The sequence below is a fragment of the Saccharopolyspora tripterygii genome (assembly GCF_054778355.1).
Genome location: NZ_BAAGZP010000001.1, coordinates 306,722 through 323,663, shown reverse-complemented (window position 1 = coordinate 323,663; position 16,942 = coordinate 306,722). Strand labels below are relative to the sequence as shown.

Sequence of the window (16,942 nt, the reverse complement as noted above, 5' to 3'; positions counted from 1 at the left end):
GCGCCAGTCCTCGGGCGCATCGCGAAGCGCCGAATCCGTTCCCGCCGACCTGTCCGGTTAGGCCGGGGGAACGAACCTCACTCCTCCAGAATGCCGATCACAGCCCACGACGTGCTCTTGAACGACTAGCATGTTGATGGGCTTCTCGGTTTCCGAATGACGAACTCACGGCTTTCGGTCTTCGAGAGGGTTTTCCTGCGCGCACCTAGGAGAATTCGTGGCCGACATTCCCCGCCAAGCCGCACATCGCACCGCCAAGCTCGCCAGCCTCCCCTTGGGCGTCGCCGGACGAGTCGCCGCGGGCTGGGGTCGTCGCCTGACCGGTCAGGACGCGGCCGAGATCAACGCCGATGTGGCCGCCAAGACCGCTGAGCAGCTGTTCGCGGTGCTCGGGCAGCTCAAGGGCGGGGCCATGAAGTTCGGTCAGGCGTTGAGCGTCTTCGAAGCCGCCGTCCCCGACGCGATGGCAGGCCCCTACCGCGAGGCGCTGACCAAGCTGCAGTCGGCGGCGCCACCGATGCCGATCAGCAGCGTGCACCGCGTGCTCAGCGAGCAGTTGGGTGCCTCGTGGCGCCAGCGGTTCGAGTCCTTCGACGACGAGCCCGCCGCCTCGGCGAGCATCGGCCAGGTGCACCGGGCGGTGTGGCACGACGGCCGCGAGGTGGCGGTCAAGGTCCAGTACCCGGGCGCCGACGAGGCGTTGCGCTCCGACCTGCGGCAGCTGATGCGTTTCTCCCGGCTGTTCCAGTCGCTGGCCCCGGGCGCCGAGGTCAAACCGCTCCTGGAGGAGCTGCAGGAGCGCATGGTCGAGGAGCTCGACTACCGCATCGAGGCCGAGAACCAGCGCACCTTCGCCAAGGTCTTCTCCGATGACGAGCGCGTCGTGGTGCCTGCGGTGATCGCGAGCGCGCCGAAGGTCGTGGTCACGGAGTGGGTCACGGGCAAGCCGTTCTCCAAGATCATCACCGACGGCGACCAGGCCGAGCGCAACCGGGCCGGTCGGCTGCTGGCCGAGTTCCACTTCTCCACACCGGCGAAGGTCGGGTTGCTGCACGCCGACCCGCATCCGGGCAACTTCATGCTGCTGCCGGACGACAAGCTGTGCGTGATCGACTTCGGCGCGGTCTCCCGGGTGCCGGACGGACTCCCGCCGACCTTCGGCAAGATGATCCGGCTGGCGCTGGAGGACCGCTCGACCGAGCTGCTGGAGCTGCTGCGCTCGGAGCGGTTCGTGCAGCCGGACCAGGAGCTGCCCGCGGAGGACGTGCTCGCCTACCTGGCGCCGTTCGTCGACCCGGCCCGCGAGGAGACGTTCCACTTCAGCCGCAGCTGGTTGCAGCAGCAGGCCGAACGCGTCTCCGACCTGCGCGGACCGGACTTCCGGACCGGCAGGTCGCTGAACCTGCCGCCGGACTACCTGCTGATCCACCGGGTCACGCTCGGCGCCACGGGCATCCTGTGCCAGCTGGACGCCGAGGTCGCCACCCGCGACATCATCGCCGAGTGGCAACCCGGCTTCGCGGAAGCCGAGGCCTGAGCCCGGATTCCGCGTCGCTCGACGCGTCAGGTCCCGCCGACCTGGGTGCTGCTGACGAACGCGGCAGAGCCGCTGCGCTTTCCCCTCGCGGTTCCTGCTGCTGGCACCGCCACCCCTCACCAAGCTCCTAAGCGGGCTTGGTGCCGATGTGCACTGTGTTGGCGCTGAGGTAGTGCAGGTCGTCCCGGTTACCGGCGAAGTGCTCGCCTTCGGGGTCCAGGAGCTGGTCGAGCGCGGTGACGTCCTCGGGGTCGAGGAGTTCGTCGGCATCGCGGCGGAGCATGTGGAGCTGCCGCAGCGCAGCGGCGCGGCCCGATGCGTCCAGCGGTGCGGCCCGGTCGACGAGGTAGCTGAACGAGGTCGCCCCCGTCAGTCCCGCCTCTGCCATCGCCTTCGGCCAGCCGACCGGGAGCCGGACAGCGCCGTCCATCTCGGCGCGCATCCGCTGGAACCACTGCTCGCTCGCCCCCAGCAGCCTGGCTTCCAGGCCCGGTGCGCCGACCCCGACGTCGGCGGGCAGCACCCGGGTCTGCAGGCCGAACTCCACGACCGCCAACCGCCCACCGGGTTTCGCCAGGCCCGCGAGCCTGCGCAGGCCCGCCAGCTGGTCGGGCAGGTGGTGCACCACGAACGCCGCGTAGACCAGGTCGGCCTGCGCCGGAGCGCCCGCCTGGTGGACCTCATCGGCGAGCGTGTCGGCAGCGGCGTCCGCTCGAACGGTCCGGACGGTGACGCCCTCGGCGGCATCCGACGCCCGCTCCCCCGCCGCCGCGAGCAGCTGCTCGGCGGTGTCGACGATGGTCAGCTGCGGTTGTCCACCGTTGCCGGCGAGGGACTTCGCGAAGATCGCGGCCGTTCCGCCTGCCCCGGCGCCGATCTCGATCACCGATCGATCCTCCGGCAGCAGCAGCCGCCCGACGACCTCGACGAGGTCCTGCTCGATGAAGTCGTCAGCTGCGCGCAACCGCTGCAGGTGCGCGTCCCAGTCGATGTTGTCGTGCGAATGCGTATGTGCTCCCACGAGCCGAAACCCTAGACCGGGCAACGCGAATCACGCACGCCGATTTGCCATGTCGGCAAGAGTGCGTCGGCCGTCGCGGGAAAGCGACGGCCGACGCGGCACCCGCGAGCGCGCGATCACAGGGTTCAGCGCCGCTCAGCGGCTTCGGCTCTTCTCATCGCGTAGCGGGCGATCGCCCGCCATCTCCTGCCTGCCGAGTGCGCGCGCACCGCGCGTTGTCGCTCGGCTTCGGCCAATCTCTCCTTCCGATGTATCCGGATCAGATCCTCGGTCGGCTGCATGCGCAGCTCCGCGGTGTTCGGGTGGATCAGAGTGGTCGCGTTGTCGTTGCTCATGCTGCTCGCTCCTGCTTGCGTGGTTCGGCTTCTTCCGGACGTGGGTGCTTGCGCGGACGACCGCGCCTGCGCTTGCGGGCGACGACCTCGCCGCGCTCGAAGATCTCGCCTCCCCAGACCCCCCAGGGTTCGCAGCGGTCCATCGCGCCGGCCAGGCACGCGGTCTTGATCGGGCAGTCGCTGCACAGGACCTTCGCCTGCTCCAGGTCGGACGGGTTCTCGGCGAACCACAGGTCCGGGTCGCGTCGGCAGGGCAAGCGGCGTTGCAGCGAGGAGCCCGGGGGTTGCTCGGGCTCGAACTGCGAGTCCACGGCCGACTCGGGTATCGGCACACTCGCGGTGAACATACGACTTCCTCCAGTAGTCGATGGCAGACAACGTGTGGTTGTGGATGGATGTGGTTGTGGGTGTGGATCAACCCAGCACAAAAAAGGCCGCGGACCCGTGTGCAGGTCCGCGGCCTTCTGAGAAGCCTGGGGCTTTCCTAGATCAGCGGATCCAGGAAGTGCCAACGGACCGACGTGCTCGGGCGCTGCGCAGTCGCCGGGACAAAGCCATAGACGCGCGGCTTGGCGACGCGCAGATCAGCAATGGCGGCGAAGGACACGGAGGTGCCCGCGAGCAGCGAAACGACCCCGGCCATGAGGGAGCGCGGGGCATTCGTGATCGTCTCGAAGATCTTCACTGCTGCCCACCTCCTCATCGGTCTCGTCCGGCGAATGCGCGCCGAATCGGCGCGCGCGTGTTTACGAGGTTATGGGTTGCGGGGTACAGCCCGCAACATATTTTTGACCTGCGATTTCTCTAGTTCACCCGGTTGATCAAGGCGAGCACGTCGGTGCCGAACTTCTGGATCTTGCTGGCGCCGATACCGGAGATCCCCACCAACGCGGATTCGTCCTCCGGCCGCTGCTCCGCGATCGCCGTCAGCGTCGCATCGGTGAACACCACGTAGGCCGGGACCTTGAGCTGCTTGGCCCGCACGCTGCGCCACGCCTTGAGCTGTTCGAGGAGGTTCTCGTCGACATCGGACGGGCAGTCCGAGCACCGCCCCAGCTTGATGTCGATCGTGCTGACCAGCGTGCACGAGCACACCCGGCACTTCGGCTTGATCGTCGCGGCCTGCCGCGCGGGCGGCTGCGGCTGCTTGACCTTGCTCGGCAACGCGGCCGGGTGCCCGTCGGGCACGAGGCTGTAGACGAACCGGCTGCGACGCCGGAAGCGACGCCCACCGGCACGGGCCAGCGCCCAGGACAGGTGCAGGTGCTCACGCGCTCGGGTGACACCGACGTAGAACAGGCGCCGCTCCTCCTCCACCGCCGCGTCGGTGTCGGCGTGCTGGATCGGCAAGGTCCCGTCGACCAGTCCCGCCAGGAACACCGCGTCCCACTCCAGGCCCTTGGCCGCGTGCAGCGACGCGAGCGTGACGCCCTCGACGGTCGGCGGGTGCTGGGCCTCGGCGCGGGCGTCGAGCTCGGCGACGTAGCGGGGCAGGTCGGCGTCGGGGTTGGTGGCGACCAGCCCCTCGGCGAGTTCGACCAGCGCGATCAGCGATTCCCAGCGCTCGCGGGCCGAGCCACCGGCCGGCGGCTCATCGGTCAGACCGACCTCGACGAGCAGCTCGCGCACCGTTGCGGGCAGGTCCTCGGCGTCGGTGTCGCGGGCGATCGCGGTGCGCAGGGTGGCCATCGCCTGGCGGATCTCGGCGCGCGCGAAGAACCGCTCGCCACCCCGCACCTGGTACGGGATCTCGGCGTCGGAAAGCGCCTTCTCGTAGACCTCGGACTGGGCGTTGACGCGGAACAGGATCGCGATCTCCGAGAGCGCGACGCCGCGCTTGGCCAGCTGGGCGACCTTGCGCGCGATCGCATCGGCCTCGTCGGTCTCGTCGTCGTACTCGGCGAAGTCCGGCCGCGGCCCGTCCGGGCGCTGCCCGACCAGCTTCAGCCGCGTGCCCGCGGGACGTTCGCGCGCGGCACCGATGACCTGGTTGGCCAGGTCCACGACCTGCGGGGTCGACCGGTAGTCGCGTTCGAGCCGCACCACGGTCGCTTCCGGGTACTTGCGCGGGAAGTTGATCAACCACTTCGGGGAGGCGCCCGCGAAGGAGTAGATGGTCTGGTTGGCGTCCCCGACCACGGTGAGGTCGTCGCGGTTGCCGACCCAGGCGTCGAGCACGCGGGCCTGCAGCGGGTTGACGTCCTGGTACTCGTCGACCACGAAGGACCGGTACTGGCTCCGGAACTCCTCCGCGACGTCGTCGCGGTCCTCCAGGATCGCCGCGATGTGCAGCAGCAGGTCGTCGAAGTCGAGCAGCTGCGCGCCGCTCTTGAGCTTCTCGTAACCGGCGAAGGCCTTCGCGATCAATTCCGGCAGGATCGGCGTCTCGCGCCCAGCCTGCTGCGCGGCCGCCGGGTACTGCTCCGGGCTGATCAGCGAGGACTTCGACCACTCGATCTCGCTGGCGAGGTCGCGCACGTCCTCCCGCTCGGTGGACAGCCCCAGCCGGTTCGCGGCCTGCATGACCAGGCGGAACTTGTTGTCGGTGAGCTGCCACATGTGGGTGTCGTGCACCCGCGGCCAGAAGTACCGGAGCTGCCGGAAAGCGGCCGCGTGGAAGGTCTGCGCCTGCACCCCCGCGGCCCCGAGCTCCCGCAGCCGGGTGCGCATCTCGCCCGCCGCCCGCGCCGTGAAGGTCACGGCCAGGACCTGCCGCGGCGTGACGAGACCGCGCTGGACGAGGTGGGCGATGCGGTGGGTGATGGTCCGGGTCTTGCCCGTTCCCGCACCCGCCAGGACGCACACCGGCCCGCGCGGTGCGATGACGGCCTGCCGCTGCTCCGGATCCAAACCTTCCAGGAGACGCGGTTGATCGGCCATGCAGGCATCCTCGCAGACCCCCGACACCGATCAGGCGATACCCACCACCGTGTGTCGCCCAGATCGCGTCCCCACGATCTTGACCAGCGCGGACACGCCCACGCGAGGGATCAGGATTCGAATCTCGCGCGAAGTTCGAGCCGGAAGGCCCGGGCTCAAATTTCGCGCGAGGTTCGAATCCCCCTGGGTGTGGCGGGGTGTCAGGACCGGGAAGTGGCCCAGCCCTTGATCATTCGGTAGGCGATCGAGACGTTCGGCGGCATGCGGATCCCGTCCACCGGTTCGCCCTCGGCTTCCAGGGCCGCGAGGATCGTGTCGCGGTGCACCCATCGGGCTTCCTCGATCTCACCGTCCGCCGGGACCAACGGGGCGTTGCGGTCGGCGATGGCGGCGAAACCGAGCATCAGCGAACGCGGGAACGGCCACGGCTGGCTGCCGAGGTAGCGGACGTCGGTGACCTTGACCCCGACCTCCTCCTCGATCTCGCGGGCGGCGCAGGCCTCCAGCGACTCCCCGACCTCGACGAACCCGGCGAGCACCGAGAAGCGGTACTGCGGCCAGATCGGCTGCCGGGCCAGCAGCACGTGGTCCTCGCCGTCGCTGACCAGGCAGATCACCGCCGGATCGGTGCGCGGGTACTCCTCGCGGTCGCACCCCGAGCAACGACGGGCCCACCCGGCGCGGACGCGGGTGGTCGCCGCACCGCAGACCGCGCAGTAGCGGGCGTTGTCGTGCCAGCTCAGCAGGCCGACGGCGGTGGTGAGCAGCCCGGCATCGGTGTCGTTGAGCAGCGCACCACCGGAGCGCAGGTCCCGCCAGCCATCCTGGGTGCCGTCGTGATCCGTGCGCAACGCCCAGTAGCTGACGTCGTCCTCGACGCCGAGCAGCACCGCGTTCGGCGACGGCCGGTCACCGAAGTCGACGGCCGGTTGCACCACCAGCCGCGAGTCCTCGCCGATCTGCGAGCGGCCCTTGGCGTCGACGAGCACGACCTTGCCGGTGTGCCACAGCTTCGCGCCGCCGTCGAGGGATTCCCGCCACTCCTCCCGGCGGTCCACAGTGGACCGCGAGAGGAGCGGAGCGGAATCCAGCTGGAAACCCCCGCCGACGAACACTTCGCGGGTCATTCTCGCGCTCCATCCGGTAACCGGCTCATGGCAGCTCCACGCCGCCGAGCAGTTGCAGCTGGTCGGCCAGCTTGTCGGCGTCACCGACGACGATGCCGGTGAACGAACCGGGCGCGAACAGCTTCGCCGCGTCCGCGACCTGCTCGACCGTGACAGCGCGCAGCCTCTCGGGGTGCGCGCTCAGCCAGTCCTGGTCCAGGCCCGCCGCGGCCAGCCCCGACAGCGTCGATGCCAGGCCGGACTGCGAGGCCGTCGAGGTCAGCAGCCCGCCGATCGCGTACTGCCGAGCCGACTCGACCTCGGACTCCGACGGCGGCACCAAAGCCATCTTCGCCAGCTCGTAGCGGGTCTCCAGCAGCGCGGCCGCCGTGACCTCGCTGGCGGTGTCGGCGTCGACCAGCAGCGTGCCGTTGCCCTTGGTGAACTCGAACGACGAGTGCGCGCCGTAGGTGTAGCCCTTGTCCTCGCGGATGTTCTCCACCAGGCGCGAGGAGAAGTAGCCGCCGAAGACCAGGTTCGCGATCTGCAGCGCCGGGTAGCGCTCGTCGGTGCGGGCCAGCGCCTGCGCGGAGAACCGCAGCTGCGACTGGACGGCACCCGGCCGGTGCACCAGCCGCACGTCGCCGCCGGTGACCGGTGGCAGTGCGGGCAGTTCGCGGGCCGAGGCCTCGGACTTCCAGCCGGCCAGGGCCTTCTCGACCTCGCCGACCACGGTGTTCGGGTCGATGTCGCCGACCAGCACCAGGACCGCGCCGCGCGGCAGGACGGCCGCGCTGTGCAGCGCCCGGACCTGCTCGGCGGTCACCTCGGCCACGTCCTCGGCCTGCGGGACCTCGCGGACGTAGGGGTGGTCGCCGTAGCGGTGGCGCTGCAGCTCCTCGCGGGCGATCACCCGGGGCTGCGAACGGGCCACGCTGATCCGCTCGACCAGCCGAGCGCGTTCGGCGTTGATCTCGTCCTCGGCGTAGGTGGCTCCGGTCAGCGCGTCGGCGAGCACGTCCAGCAGCGTGTCCAGGCCGCTGGCCAGCGCGTCACCGGCGATGCTCAGCCGCTCGGGATCGACCACCGCGTGCAGGTCTCCGCCGACGGCGGCCAGGTCGGTGTCCATCTTGACCCGGTCGCGGCGGGCGGTGCCGGTCAGCAGCGTTTCGGCCAGGACCTCGGCCTGCGCCGGGTGTTCCCGGGCGTCGCCGGCGAACGGGATGCGCAGGCGCATCTCGACCATCGGCACCTGGCCGTGGCGGACGGCGATGACGCGAAGTCCGTTGGGCAGCACGGTGTCCACGCCCACCGGCTGAACCCCGGTGCGGGGTTCGGCCAGCGGCGGCAGCGGACGCGGACCTGCCTCGGTGCGGCCGATCTCCTCGGCGCTGCGGTGCGTTGCGCGGGTCATGCCGCACCTCCGTTCTCGTCACCAGCGGGTTCGATCTCCAGCACGGCGCGGGCGTCGGAGCGCAGGGCCTTGGCGGCCGCGGCGACGTCCTGGGACCGGACCTGGCCGATGCGGGAGGGCAGTTCCGAGATCAGCTCGGCGCGGCCGTGCAGCAGCTCGGTGCTGCCCAGGTCGAGGGTCCGCGAGATGACCCTGTCATGCTCCCGGTAGAGGCTCGCCGCCCACCGCGCGGTGACGCGGTGCAGCTCCTCCTCGCTCGGGCCCTCGGAGGCGATCTTGTCGAGCTCCTCGTCGATCGCGCCGATCACGCGGTCCACCCCGACGTCGGGCGTGTGGATCGCGGTGAAGGTGAAGGTGTCCGGGTCGCGCGCGTCCAGGGGAGCGCCCATCAGGCCGGTTCCGGCGCTCACGTCGACGACCAGCGCCTCGGAGTGCACGAGCCGCTGCTGAAGCCGGGACGCGTCGCCGTCGGAGAGGATCGCCGAGAGGACCACGTTGGCCAGGTAGGCGTCGAGCTCGCCGACCGGGTCAGGCAGCCGGTAGCCCAGCGCGACGGCGGGCAGCGGTGCGTGCGGGTCGGTGTGCTTGCCGCGCACCTCGCTGGTCGGGAACGGCTCGCCGAACGACGGCCGCTGCGGGACCTCGCGGGCCGGGACGTCGCCGAAGTGCTTCTCGATCAGCTTGATCGTCCGGTCCACGTCGAGGTCACCGGCCACGGTGAGCACGGCGTTGCCCGGCGAGTAGAAGGTGTCGAAGAAGGCCGCGCAGTCGTCGACCGTGGCCTGCTCCAGGTCGGTGAAGTCGCCGTACCCGTTGTGCGCGTTGGCGAACGTCGAGTACAGCACCGGCGGCAGCAGGATCCAGGGGAAACCGCCGTAGGGGCGGTTGAGGACGTTGAGCCGGATCTCCTCCTTGACCACGTCCACCTGGTTGCGCAGGTTCTCCTCGGTGATCTTCGGGGCGCGCATCCGGTCGGCTTCCAGGAACAGCGCGCGCTCCAGGGCGGCCGAGGGCAGCACCTGGTAGTAGTCGGTGTAGTCCTGGTGCGTCGAACCGTTGAAGACGCCGCCGGATCCCTGGACGTGGCGGAAGTGCGCGAGCTTCTCGAGGCTTTCGCTGCCCTGGAACATCAAGTGCTCGAACAGGTGCGCGAATCCGGTGCGCCCTTCCGGTTCGGAGCGGAAGCCCACGTCGTAGTGCACGCTGACACCGACCACAGGGGCCTGCCCTGATGACGCTTGGCCCGCTGCCGAGTCCGGTGCCAACACCACGCGCAGCCCATTGGGCAGAGTGACGCGATGCAGCTGGGGTTCGACCATGCCACGCAGCCTACGTGCGAGCTGTCAACCCGCGCGTGCCCCCTTCTAGATCTTTCGGCGTGTCGGCACGCCGAGGCCAAGTCCCGCCAGGGCATTCGGAGCAGCCCCACGCAGGGCGCTGACCTGCTCCGATTCGGCATGCCGACCGGCCGGAAGGCGATCAAGCCTGGCGGATCTGGTTGATCAACGAGTTGATCTCGTTCCCGATCAACCGGGCGTCCGCGGGCAACAGCCCGTAGACCGGTTCGCCGGTGCCGCCGCGTTCCACGCTTTCGAGGTAGCGCCCGTCGGGCTCGACGTTGTCGAACCACGACAGGACCTGGGTCCGGCGACGCCTGCCGTGCTGGTCGCGCTTGTTCGCCGCGATCTGCCCGAGCCGCGCGTGCGGTGCCTTGCCGATCTTCTCGTAGAGCTCGACCTGCTGGTCACCGCTGCTGCCGCGCTGCCGCGTGGCGGTCTGCATCATGCTGGAGGTGTCGTAGTCCTCGACCTTCTCGCCCTGCAGCGAGCTGTGCGGAACGCGGATCGGACCGCTCGTGCCCGGCTTGGCGGGCGGCAGCGTGCCGAGAACGACGCTGGGAAGCGGGACGTTCTGGTGCACCTCGACCGTCAGCAGTCCGCCGCGCTGAGGATCTTCACTGGGCGCTTGCACGCCGAGCACGACCCGGTTGCCCTCGGTGAACACCGCCAGCGCCCGCCAGCAGTGATCGCTGCCCGGCTCCGGGAACCACATCGAGTCGACCCAGAGGTACGGCGTGGACAGGGTTTTCAGCGCATCGATCAGCGGCGGCACGACTTCGTCGTCCGCGACGAGACCGTTCGCCTCCATCGCGGGCAGTTCCGCTTTGCCGATGGCGGAGAACTGATCGGCCGTGCGACCGAAGGACCGGGTGCTGATCGGGAGCGTGAGCCCGTCGATCCGCAGGTACTTGAGAACGATGTCCAGGTGCACCGGCGGCAGCTGCCACCGCCCCAACACACTCACTTGAGCTTTCTCCCACTCGTGGAAGCAAAAGGATTTCTGGTTTGGGGAAGTTCTCATGAAAACTTCCCTCGGACCCGGGGGTGAGGGAAGAGTCAGTTGACACGTTCCTCGGTTTTCGTGGGTGGGGAAGTTTTCATGAAAACTTCCCCACCCACGACCGGGTCAGGTGAAGAGCCCGCTCACTCGCCGAGAACCGGCGGTGCCGTCTTGGGCATGTCGTTCATCCACACGTCGTCCTGCTCTTCGAGCCAGGACGGACGCTCGTGCTCGTCGTCCTCGGAACCTTCGCCGCGTCGGCCGGCTCCAGCACCCATGCCGCCCATACCGGCACGACCCGCGGCACCACGACCACCGGCTCCGGCTCCAGCTCCACCGGCACCCGCGCCACCGCCGAGAGCACCTGTCCCGGCCCGGCCACCAGCGCCCATCCCGGCACCCTTGGCTCCGGCACCCATGCCGCCGCCCACGCCACCGGCACGGCCTCCGGCACCAGCACCCGCTGCGCCGCCCGCGCCCATGCCCATGCCGGCCGCGAGACCCATTCCGCCTGCGCCACCACCGGCTCCGCCCGCTCCCGGGCCACCGGGCATGCCACCGCCGGGAATGCCGCCCCCGCCAGGCGGATTCGCCCATGCGGTGCCGGTTCCCGCCGGGTTGGTCCCGCCCGGGTAGGCGCCACCGGAGTAACCGCCGCCGGGGATCCCGCCACCGCCGACACCGGAACCGGAACCACCGATCCCGCCGCCACCAGCGCCGGAGCCCGCACCCGAGCCGCCGGGGACGTTGCCCCCGTCGCCCATGCCGCCACCCCAGTCGGTACCGCCCGGAGGCGCGACCGGCGGAGGATTCGCGGTGGAACCGTCAGGAGCGGTGTACTGCGGCATCTTCGCGTCGACCTGCGTCAACGTCGGGCTGTAGACGCGACCCATCGTCTCCTGAGCAGCCTTCTCAGCCTGCTCCTGCTCCTCCATCTGGGAAAGAGCGTTGACGCCGCCACCCGCGAGGCCGAACGGAACGGCACTCGCAGCAGCCTCACCCCAGCTGAAGCCCTCGGGCTCGGGAACGAGCTTTTTCGACTGACCGGCAGCATCTCCAGCTCCTTGGAGGTTGTTGCCGGTCATCTCGAAAGCATCAGCACTGGCCTTCATCCAGTCAGAAGCGGGCTTTCCGACTTGAGATGCGGCATCTGCAGCCTCGCCCTGCCAACCGCCTTGGACGATGTTGGCGAGATCGGTGTGGTAGTTCTCGCCGCGTTCACGAAGAGCCTTCGCGAACTTGATCCAAGCGTCCGCGGACTCACCTACGGAGTCAGGCTTGATCGACTCCTGGTTCGTTTTGTAGATGTCGGCGTGGCTGAAACCGCCCCAGTTCACGCACTGGCTGATGCCAGGCGAGTCATATGAGCCAACCTGGAGACCAGAGTTCTCACTCGCGAGCCTGCTCTGCTGCTGCTGGGCGATCCGCTGTGCTTCAGCGGTGTGCTCCTTGCGGTTCTCCTCAGCCTCGGTCTCCCAACCGAAGACACGACCGCCAGCATTGTCCAGCGCACTGAATAGCCCCATCACTCCCCCTGAATCATTGAGGCAGTCTCGGCGAGATCTGCTCAGCCACCCTGCGCGATTCGCCACAAGGTTCAACGGGCTCGGTAGTACCTGCGGTCACAGTGACGATGATCGTGCCGCCAGCGGAATCCAAGAACGACGAGCAAACGCCCTGCCCTTCGGAACCCGCGGTGACACCGATCGCGGCCTTGCGACCTCCGGCGTCGAAAGGCTGAACATTTCCGAAATTGCCACCGGACATGTACTTGTCGAAGGACGTTCCCGGAACCTTGTAAAGCGCCAAATCCATCGTATCGCCGGTGAAGTTGCAGCCCGGCTCTGCAGAAAGGTCGCTGTCCGGCTCGCCGGGTCCCGCAACACCCGAAGCAGCGAGCTCTTCAGGCGTGTAGAAGTTGCACGGGTCGAAGCTCTCCAGTGCAGAAGGCTCCGGAGCATTCGATTCCCCGCTTCCGCCCGTCGTGCCGCCGGTCGGCCCACCGGCACAAGCGGTAAGCCCGAGAAGGGCTGAGCCTGCCACAGCAGCGATCACGACTCGGGAGAAAGAGCTCACTGAATACCTCGCCTCAGGTCGTCGGCGTTCTGTTCGTCGGTGGCACGGTAGTCCTTGGCAGCCGCCCGGAAAGCGTCAGCCTGCTTCTGCAGCTCCTCCATCAACTGACGGATCAGGGCTACAGCTCCTGCACTGCTATCCCCTGCCTTGTCCGAGAAACGTTGCGCGAGCTGCTGGCCATCCGGATAGTTGCCAAGCCCTTGGACACGAACCATCCGGTCCGTCCTACGCTGCAGGGACCGAAGCTCTCGGATCTCTTCCTCGCAGCGCTTGGCAGCCTTCTCGGCCGCCTCCGGGTTCAACGCAAGCTTGCCCGCGCCAACCTGCGAGCTGATCCACTGTGTCTGACCGCCGATCGCCTTCAGGCCCTCTTTCGCTGCGGCGAACCCGCCCTCTGCGCCTGCCATCTCAGATCCTCCGGACCCTGTGATCCCCCATGAACCTTGATTACTTTAGCTTGACGCGCCCGCGCGCGTAACGGTTCCGGGGAATCTGGACAAACTTGACCTGCAACACACCCCGCCCCAGGTCACGGGATCACGATCACCTACTTGGCCGAGCGGAAGCGCCCGTCCTTGAGGCCGTTCAGGAAGGTTCCCCACTCGGATGGCCCGACCCGAAGCTGGCCACCGTCCGGATTCTTGGAGTCACGCACCGCGATCTCGTCGGCGACGTGCGCGACCTCCACGCAGTTGGTCGAAGAACCGCTCCTGCTGCTCTTCCGCCAGACAAGGTCAGTCATCGATCAGCCCTTCCGCCAGCGCGTCGATCAGCTCGACCGACTCTTCTTCTCCAAGCGCTGCTTCCCACAGCACGTCGCGAGATTCAACATACTGTTGCGTCGCGTTGCCGTCAGTAACGAAGATCCCGCCCTTCCTGTTCTCCAGGTAGACGTAGGTCTCCAGGGCGGCGAACTCGTAGATGGCGAAGGTCCCGTCCAAGCCAGGATGGGCTCCGGCTGACGCTGGAATCACGCGCACGCGAACATTCGGCCATTCGGACTCGTCCGCGATCTTTCGAAGCTGACTGCGCATGGCCTTCCTGCCGCCGATCAGACGTCGAAGCACGAACTCGTCGAGCAGGAATCTCAGTTCTGGACCATTCGGGCGTGAGAGCACGGCCTGACGTCCGATCCTCGTGGCAACCCGGCGCTCGATCTCGACCTGAGCCCGATCAATGGTCGAAATCATCTGTCGCGCATACTCCGCTGTCTGCAACAAGCCCGGCACCAACGCGATTTCACAGGTCGTCACGCGCCTCGCTTCGGTTTCGAGCAGCATGATGTTCGCCAGCTGATCGGTGTACTTGTCCCCCGATGGCAGGTGCAGCACTGTGCCGTCGTTGGACTCCGCCTTGGCCGTCAGGAGGTCGCACATCTCGCTGGTGGCGCCGTAGAGGTGGCAGAGCGCGCCGACTTCCTCCGGGGTCGGGTAGCGGGCTCCGGTTTCGGTTCTGCTCACCCATGCCGGGCTGGTGCCCAGGCGGGCGGCCACCGTTCGGGTGGACATCTTGGTGCGCTCGCGGAGGGTTCGGAGCTCGGCTCCCAGGTTGACGCGAAACAGGCGGGATCTCGCCGGCACCCTGACCTCCGGGTAGTTCGTGACGGGCTCCCCTGCTTCGAATTCCGCTTCACTGCTTCGGTTCTCGGGGAAACGTTTCACTGGTGGATGAACTGCTGAAGCGAACTTAACTTCCCATCCCATTCCGGTTCCACGGCATTTCGAGTAAAGGACTCAATGGGATGGTTTTCGACGTGTTCCGGCGCGACCGCGCTGATGTGTTCTGGATCGTCGGCTCAGGTTTCAAGATTCGTCATGCCATGACGACGCTCCCCGGTTCGGTATATACCGGCGCTTGGGTTCCCGCCCTCTGCGAAACATGGCTCCTCATCCCCACGGCCACCCCCTGGCCGCAAGAACCCCCGAGCCGAACCATCACCGAACGCTGCTCCGAATGCACCACCATCGCCAACCACCACACCCACCACGAACACACGTGGGACTACTGAGATAGGGCCGCGAGGCTGATAAGCCACAACCCCTACGTCCGGCCAGCAGGCCCCGCCAAGATGTCCGAATCCTCACAAGATCCCCTGATCCGCCGATGTGCGCGCTCAGAGATTGCGAGAATCTCTGGCCGCGACGGACGCACTGGGGAGGGAGTCGCATTCATGACCGGGTTCAACCTGACGCCCGACGAGGTCCGGAACGCCTCGCGCGAGATCAGCACGCTGGCGACGGACCTGCGCTCGATCCGCTCCGCGTGGGACGGCGCCTCGTCCGAAGGCGGTCGGGTCTTCGCCACGACGACCTGCGGGGAAGCGTTCAGCGCTTTTCAGCAATTGCTCTTCGACAACCTCACGAAACGGCTGGAGGCTTACGACCGGACCGCGCAGGACGTCCACGACAGCGCCACCACGTACGGCGCCGCGGACGAGTCCGGCATGGGACAGATCGGCGGCGTCCTGTGAACCAGACGACCACGGACGACCTTGCACGTCGAGCCGCGGATCTTGAGCGGATCGCGAGTTCTCTGCGCCCGGAGAACCTCGCCGCGGCGATCACCGATGCCCGGCACGCGCTGGGGGAACCGCTGGGAGAACCGGGTGGAATCGACGATCTGCTCCACGCGTTCACACGAGCAGGTCAGGGCCTGGACGGAGCGCAGCAGGATTCCGCCGCCATGGCAGTCGAACGGCTCCCGGCCATCTGGTCCGGCCAGGCCGCCGACGCGGCGAGCGGAGCGCTGATGTCCGCGACGAAGGAGTTGGAGACCGACAGCACCTTCTTCGTCGCAGCGAGCAAGCTGCTGACCTCGGTCGCCGACTCCCTCCGATCCGCGCACCAGGAGCACACCGCCCTCCAGCAATACCTTCTCGACCTCCAGCACAGGGCCGATGCGCTCCCATCCGGCGCGGCGACCTCACCTGCTGCCACCGATCTCGCGGACCAAGCGCGAACGGCCGTTGCCGACGCGGCGAGGCTCGTGACCAAGCTTCGCACCGAAGACGAAGAGACGGCGAAGACCTTCGCGTCCGCCTCCGGTCCGCTCGGCCCGATCGTTTTCCTCGCCGCCGCGTCCGGTGACCAGCGGAAACCGATCGAGGAGATCCTGCGCGAATACCAAGTCACACCCGACCCGGAGGGCATGGTCACGTTCCCGGACGGAGCGATGGGCTGGATCGCAGAACAGTTCGGGTTCGAACCGAAGCCGATGACAGCCGGTGAAGCTTCTCTGCTCACTGATCTCGGTGCAGCCGGCATCAAAGACGCTTACGACATCTACGAGCGCGCTCAGGCATCCGGTTTCGAAGCGTTCGGAGGTCAGGGCAGCACCGATGGCCACGGGGATGCTTTCCGGCACACCTACTGGAACGCCCTTCTCGCGCAACGCTTCGGTGCGGAATGGACCGAGAGCTACACCACCGCGCACGAACGGCTCCCCCAAGATCAGGCGAACGCGTCCACGGTCGAAGCGATGGACCTGTACAACAACGAGGTCGGCAGGGGCATCGCCGAGGCACACCCCGACGCGAGCCCGGAGGAACTGGCTCGACACGTCGAAGAGGCTGTGCGCAACGGCGACGTGCTCGTGCACGACAGACAAGGAAACCTCAACTACAGCGATCGGGTTGAGATCGGTCAATCCGGCAATGCCCAAGCCGCGCCAGATCCTGGCGGGCACGCTCCGAAGGAGCCCGACCGGCATTGGTCTGGCGGTTACAACCCCGGCGACGATGCGGACAGCTATGGAACGACGGATGGGAACTACTGACGTGCTGAAGCGTTTCGCGGCGAGTTCGCTGCTCGTGCTGTCACTGGCCGGGTGCGCTACCGGAGGTGCTGAACCCGAACGCGACCAGGCTCTCTACGACCAGGTCAACAGTCTCACCCAGCCTGGTCGGGAACGGGCGATGCGAGAGATGCAGCCCGGCTTGTGGGACACCGTGCACGTCTTCGAGGAGTACACCAGCAAAAAAGAGGTGCAAGCCAAGGTTCACAGCGAGGTCGATATCGAGGACTACTACGCCGGACCCGGCCAACTGCTCTTCTTCATGCACAACGGCGAGATCTTCCGGGCCGTTGAGCTCAACGCCTCCCGAATTCCCGGCGGAACGTACAGCTCGAACCTCGTCCTTCGAGGCAGCTCAACACCAGGAGGAGTCCGCCTCGAAGCCGTCGATTCTTGAGACATTTCGACCTGGTCGAGCGTCGTCTAGGGGCCCAGCAGGTC

General features: G+C 67.9%; 19 protein-coding genes. 5 read left to right on the top strand and 14 right to left on the bottom strand.

The genetic code is table 11. The features are described 5' to 3' along the window. The first annotated feature begins 217 nt into the window (after nucleotides 1-217). On the top strand, nucleotides 218-1,537 hold the full coding sequence (locus ACYVF3_RS01690; RefSeq protein WP_461152517.1) for an ABC1 kinase family protein: 1,320 nt from the start codon (nucleotides 218-220) through the stop codon (nucleotides 1,535-1,537). A gap of 127 nt (nucleotides 1,538-1,664) precedes the next feature. Here the strand turns inward: ACYVF3_RS01690 and ACYVF3_RS01685 are convergent, their stop codons facing one another. The 14 genes from ACYVF3_RS01685 to ACYVF3_RS01620 all read right to left on the bottom strand — a co-directional run bounded on the left by ACYVF3_RS01685 (nucleotide 1,665) and on the right by ACYVF3_RS01620 (nucleotide 14,412). Next, nucleotides 1,665-2,558: a class I SAM-dependent methyltransferase gene (locus ACYVF3_RS01685; protein ID WP_461152516.1), complete on the bottom strand. Its 894-nt coding sequence runs from the start codon at nucleotides 2,556-2,558 to the stop codon at nucleotides 1,665-1,667. Between the two features lie 125 nt (nucleotides 2,559-2,683). Then, nucleotides 2,684-2,893: a hypothetical protein gene (locus ACYVF3_RS01680; protein ID WP_461152515.1), complete on the bottom strand. Its 210-nt coding sequence runs from the start codon at nucleotides 2,891-2,893 to the stop codon at nucleotides 2,684-2,686. Further along, nucleotides 2,890-3,240, bottom strand: a complete 351-nt coding sequence (locus ACYVF3_RS01675; RefSeq protein WP_461152514.1) for a WhiB family transcriptional regulator — start codon at nucleotides 3,238-3,240, stop codon at nucleotides 2,890-2,892. Before ACYVF3_RS01675 ends, ACYVF3_RS01680 begins: the two co-directional genes overlap by 4 nt. Nucleotides 3,241-3,377: 137 nt before the next feature. Next, entirely contained in the window at nucleotides 3,378-3,578 is a 201-nt protein-coding gene (locus ACYVF3_RS01670; protein WP_461152513.1) for a hypothetical protein, read from the bottom strand. 119 nt (nucleotides 3,579-3,697) lie between these two features. Continuing rightward, nucleotides 3,698-5,773, bottom strand: coding sequence for an ATP-dependent DNA helicase UvrD2 (locus tag ACYVF3_RS01665; protein ID WP_461152512.1), 2,076 nt, complete (start codon nucleotides 5,771-5,773; stop codon nucleotides 3,698-3,700). Nucleotides 5,774-5,973: 200 nt separating this feature from the next. Continuing rightward, nucleotides 5,974-6,900, bottom strand: a complete 927-nt coding sequence (nudC, locus tag ACYVF3_RS01660; RefSeq protein WP_461152511.1) for an NAD(+) diphosphatase — start codon at nucleotides 6,898-6,900, stop codon at nucleotides 5,974-5,976. Nucleotides 6,901-6,925: 25 nt separating this feature from the next. Next, nucleotides 6,926-8,293 (bottom strand): M16 family metallopeptidase, encoded by a 1,368-nt coding sequence (locus ACYVF3_RS01655; protein ID WP_461152510.1) that lies wholly within the window; start codon nucleotides 8,291-8,293, stop codon nucleotides 6,926-6,928. Then, nucleotides 8,290-9,612 carry a M16 family metallopeptidase gene (locus ACYVF3_RS01650; protein WP_461152509.1) on the bottom strand — a complete coding sequence of 441 codons (1,323 nt, stop codon included), beginning with the start codon at nucleotides 9,610-9,612 and terminating at the stop codon, nucleotides 8,290-8,292. The genes ACYVF3_RS01655 and ACYVF3_RS01650 overlap by 4 nt, the downstream gene beginning before the upstream one ends. A 160-nt stretch (nucleotides 9,613-9,772) precedes the next feature. After that, on the bottom strand, nucleotides 9,773-10,597 hold the full coding sequence (locus tag ACYVF3_RS01645; RefSeq protein WP_461152508.1) for an ESX secretion-associated protein EspG: 825 nt from the start codon (nucleotides 10,595-10,597) through the stop codon (nucleotides 9,773-9,775). A gap of 179 nt (nucleotides 10,598-10,776) precedes the next feature. Continuing rightward, nucleotides 10,777-12,159: a PPE domain-containing protein gene (locus tag ACYVF3_RS01640; RefSeq protein ID WP_461152507.1), complete on the bottom strand. Its 1,383-nt coding sequence runs from the start codon at nucleotides 12,157-12,159 to the stop codon at nucleotides 10,777-10,779. A gap of 13 nt (nucleotides 12,160-12,172) precedes the next feature. Further along, nucleotides 12,173-12,688 carry a DUF3558 family protein gene (locus ACYVF3_RS01635; protein ID WP_461152506.1) on the bottom strand — a complete coding sequence of 172 codons (516 nt, stop codon included), beginning with the start codon at nucleotides 12,686-12,688 and terminating at the stop codon, nucleotides 12,173-12,175. Nucleotides 12,689-12,705: 17 nt separating this feature from the next. Next, on the bottom strand, nucleotides 12,706-13,116 hold the full coding sequence (locus tag ACYVF3_RS01630; RefSeq protein WP_461152505.1) for a hypothetical protein: 411 nt from the start codon (nucleotides 13,114-13,116) through the stop codon (nucleotides 12,706-12,708). Nucleotides 13,117-13,256: 140 nt separating this feature from the next. Then, nucleotides 13,257-13,451, bottom strand: a complete 195-nt coding sequence (locus ACYVF3_RS01625) for a DUF397 domain-containing protein (RefSeq protein WP_461152504.1) — start codon at nucleotides 13,449-13,451, stop codon at nucleotides 13,257-13,259. Continuing rightward, nucleotides 13,444-14,412: a helix-turn-helix domain-containing protein gene (locus tag ACYVF3_RS01620; RefSeq protein WP_461152503.1), complete on the bottom strand. Its 969-nt coding sequence runs from the start codon at nucleotides 14,410-14,412 to the stop codon at nucleotides 13,444-13,446. The genes ACYVF3_RS01625 and ACYVF3_RS01620 overlap by 8 nt, the downstream gene beginning before the upstream one ends. A gap of 38 nt (nucleotides 14,413-14,450) precedes the next feature. Between ACYVF3_RS01620 and ACYVF3_RS01615 the strand changes: the two genes are divergently transcribed. The 4 genes from ACYVF3_RS01615 to ACYVF3_RS01600 all read left to right on the top strand — a co-directional run bounded on the left by ACYVF3_RS01615 (nucleotide 14,451) and on the right by ACYVF3_RS01600 (nucleotide 16,898). Beyond that, complete coding sequence (locus ACYVF3_RS01615; protein WP_461152502.1) at nucleotides 14,451-14,717, top strand: hypothetical protein; 267 nt, start codon at nucleotides 14,451-14,453, stop codon at nucleotides 14,715-14,717. Nucleotides 14,718-14,879: 162 nt separating this feature from the next. Next, nucleotides 14,880-15,179, top strand: coding sequence for a WXG100 family type VII secretion target (locus tag ACYVF3_RS01610; protein ID WP_461152501.1), 300 nt, complete (start codon nucleotides 14,880-14,882; stop codon nucleotides 15,177-15,179). Nucleotides 15,180-15,391: 212 nt separating this feature from the next. Next, nucleotides 15,392-16,483, top strand: a complete 1,092-nt coding sequence (locus tag ACYVF3_RS01605; protein WP_461152500.1) for a DUF6973 domain-containing protein — start codon at nucleotides 15,392-15,394, stop codon at nucleotides 16,481-16,483. Beyond that, nucleotides 16,470-16,898, top strand: a complete 429-nt coding sequence (locus tag ACYVF3_RS01600) for a hypothetical protein (RefSeq protein WP_461152499.1) — start codon at nucleotides 16,470-16,472, stop codon at nucleotides 16,896-16,898. Before ACYVF3_RS01605 ends, ACYVF3_RS01600 begins: the two co-directional genes overlap by 14 nt. Nucleotides 16,899-16,942 lie beyond the last annotated feature (44 nt).

Bases quoted from the DNA above. Each gene is read 5' to 3' on its own strand.
- ACYVF3_RS01680 (WP_461152515.1), bottom strand. From the start codon at position 2,893: ATGAGCAACGACAACGCGACCACTCTGATCCACCCGAACACCGCGGAG.
- ACYVF3_RS01675 (WP_461152514.1), bottom strand. From the start codon at position 3,240: ATGTTCACCGCGAGTGTGCCGATACCCGAGTCGGCCGTGGACTCGCAG.
- ACYVF3_RS01665 (WP_461152512.1), bottom strand. From the start codon at position 5,773: ATGGCCGATCAACCGCGTCTCCTGGAAGGTTTGGATCCGGAGCAGCGG.
- nudC (WP_461152511.1), bottom strand. From the start codon at position 6,900: ATGACCCGCGAAGTGTTCGTCGGCGGGGGTTTCCAGCTGGATTCCGCT.
- ACYVF3_RS01655 (WP_461152510.1), bottom strand. From the start codon at position 8,293: ATGACCCGCGCAACGCACCGCAGCGCCGAGGAGATCGGCCGCACCGAG.
- ACYVF3_RS01650 (WP_461152509.1), bottom strand. From the start codon at position 9,612: ATGGTCGAACCCCAGCTGCATCGCGTCACTCTGCCCAATGGGCTGCGC.
- ACYVF3_RS01640 (WP_461152507.1), bottom strand. From the start codon at position 12,159: ATGGGGCTATTCAGTGCGCTGGACAATGCTGGCGGTCGTGTCTTCGGT.
- ACYVF3_RS01630 (WP_461152505.1), bottom strand. From the start codon at position 13,116: ATGGCAGGCGCAGAGGGCGGGTTCGCCGCAGCGAAAGAGGGCCTGAAG.
- ACYVF3_RS01625 (WP_461152504.1), bottom strand. From the start codon at position 13,451: ATGACTGACCTTGTCTGGCGGAAGAGCAGCAGGAGCGGTTCTTCGACC.
- ACYVF3_RS01620 (WP_461152503.1), bottom strand. From the start codon at position 14,412: ATGGGATGGGAAGTTAAGTTCGCTTCAGCAGTTCATCCACCAGTGAAA.
- ACYVF3_RS01615 (WP_461152502.1), top strand. From the start codon at position 14,451: ATGGTTTTCGACGTGTTCCGGCGCGACCGCGCTGATGTGTTCTGGATC.
- ACYVF3_RS01610 (WP_461152501.1), top strand. From the start codon at position 14,880: ATGACCGGGTTCAACCTGACGCCCGACGAGGTCCGGAACGCCTCGCGC.
- ACYVF3_RS01605 (WP_461152500.1), top strand. From the start codon at position 15,392: ATGGCAGTCGAACGGCTCCCGGCCATCTGGTCCGGCCAGGCCGCCGAC.
- ACYVF3_RS01600 (WP_461152499.1), top strand. From the start codon at position 16,470: ATGGGAACTACTGACGTGCTGAAGCGTTTCGCGGCGAGTTCGCTGCTC.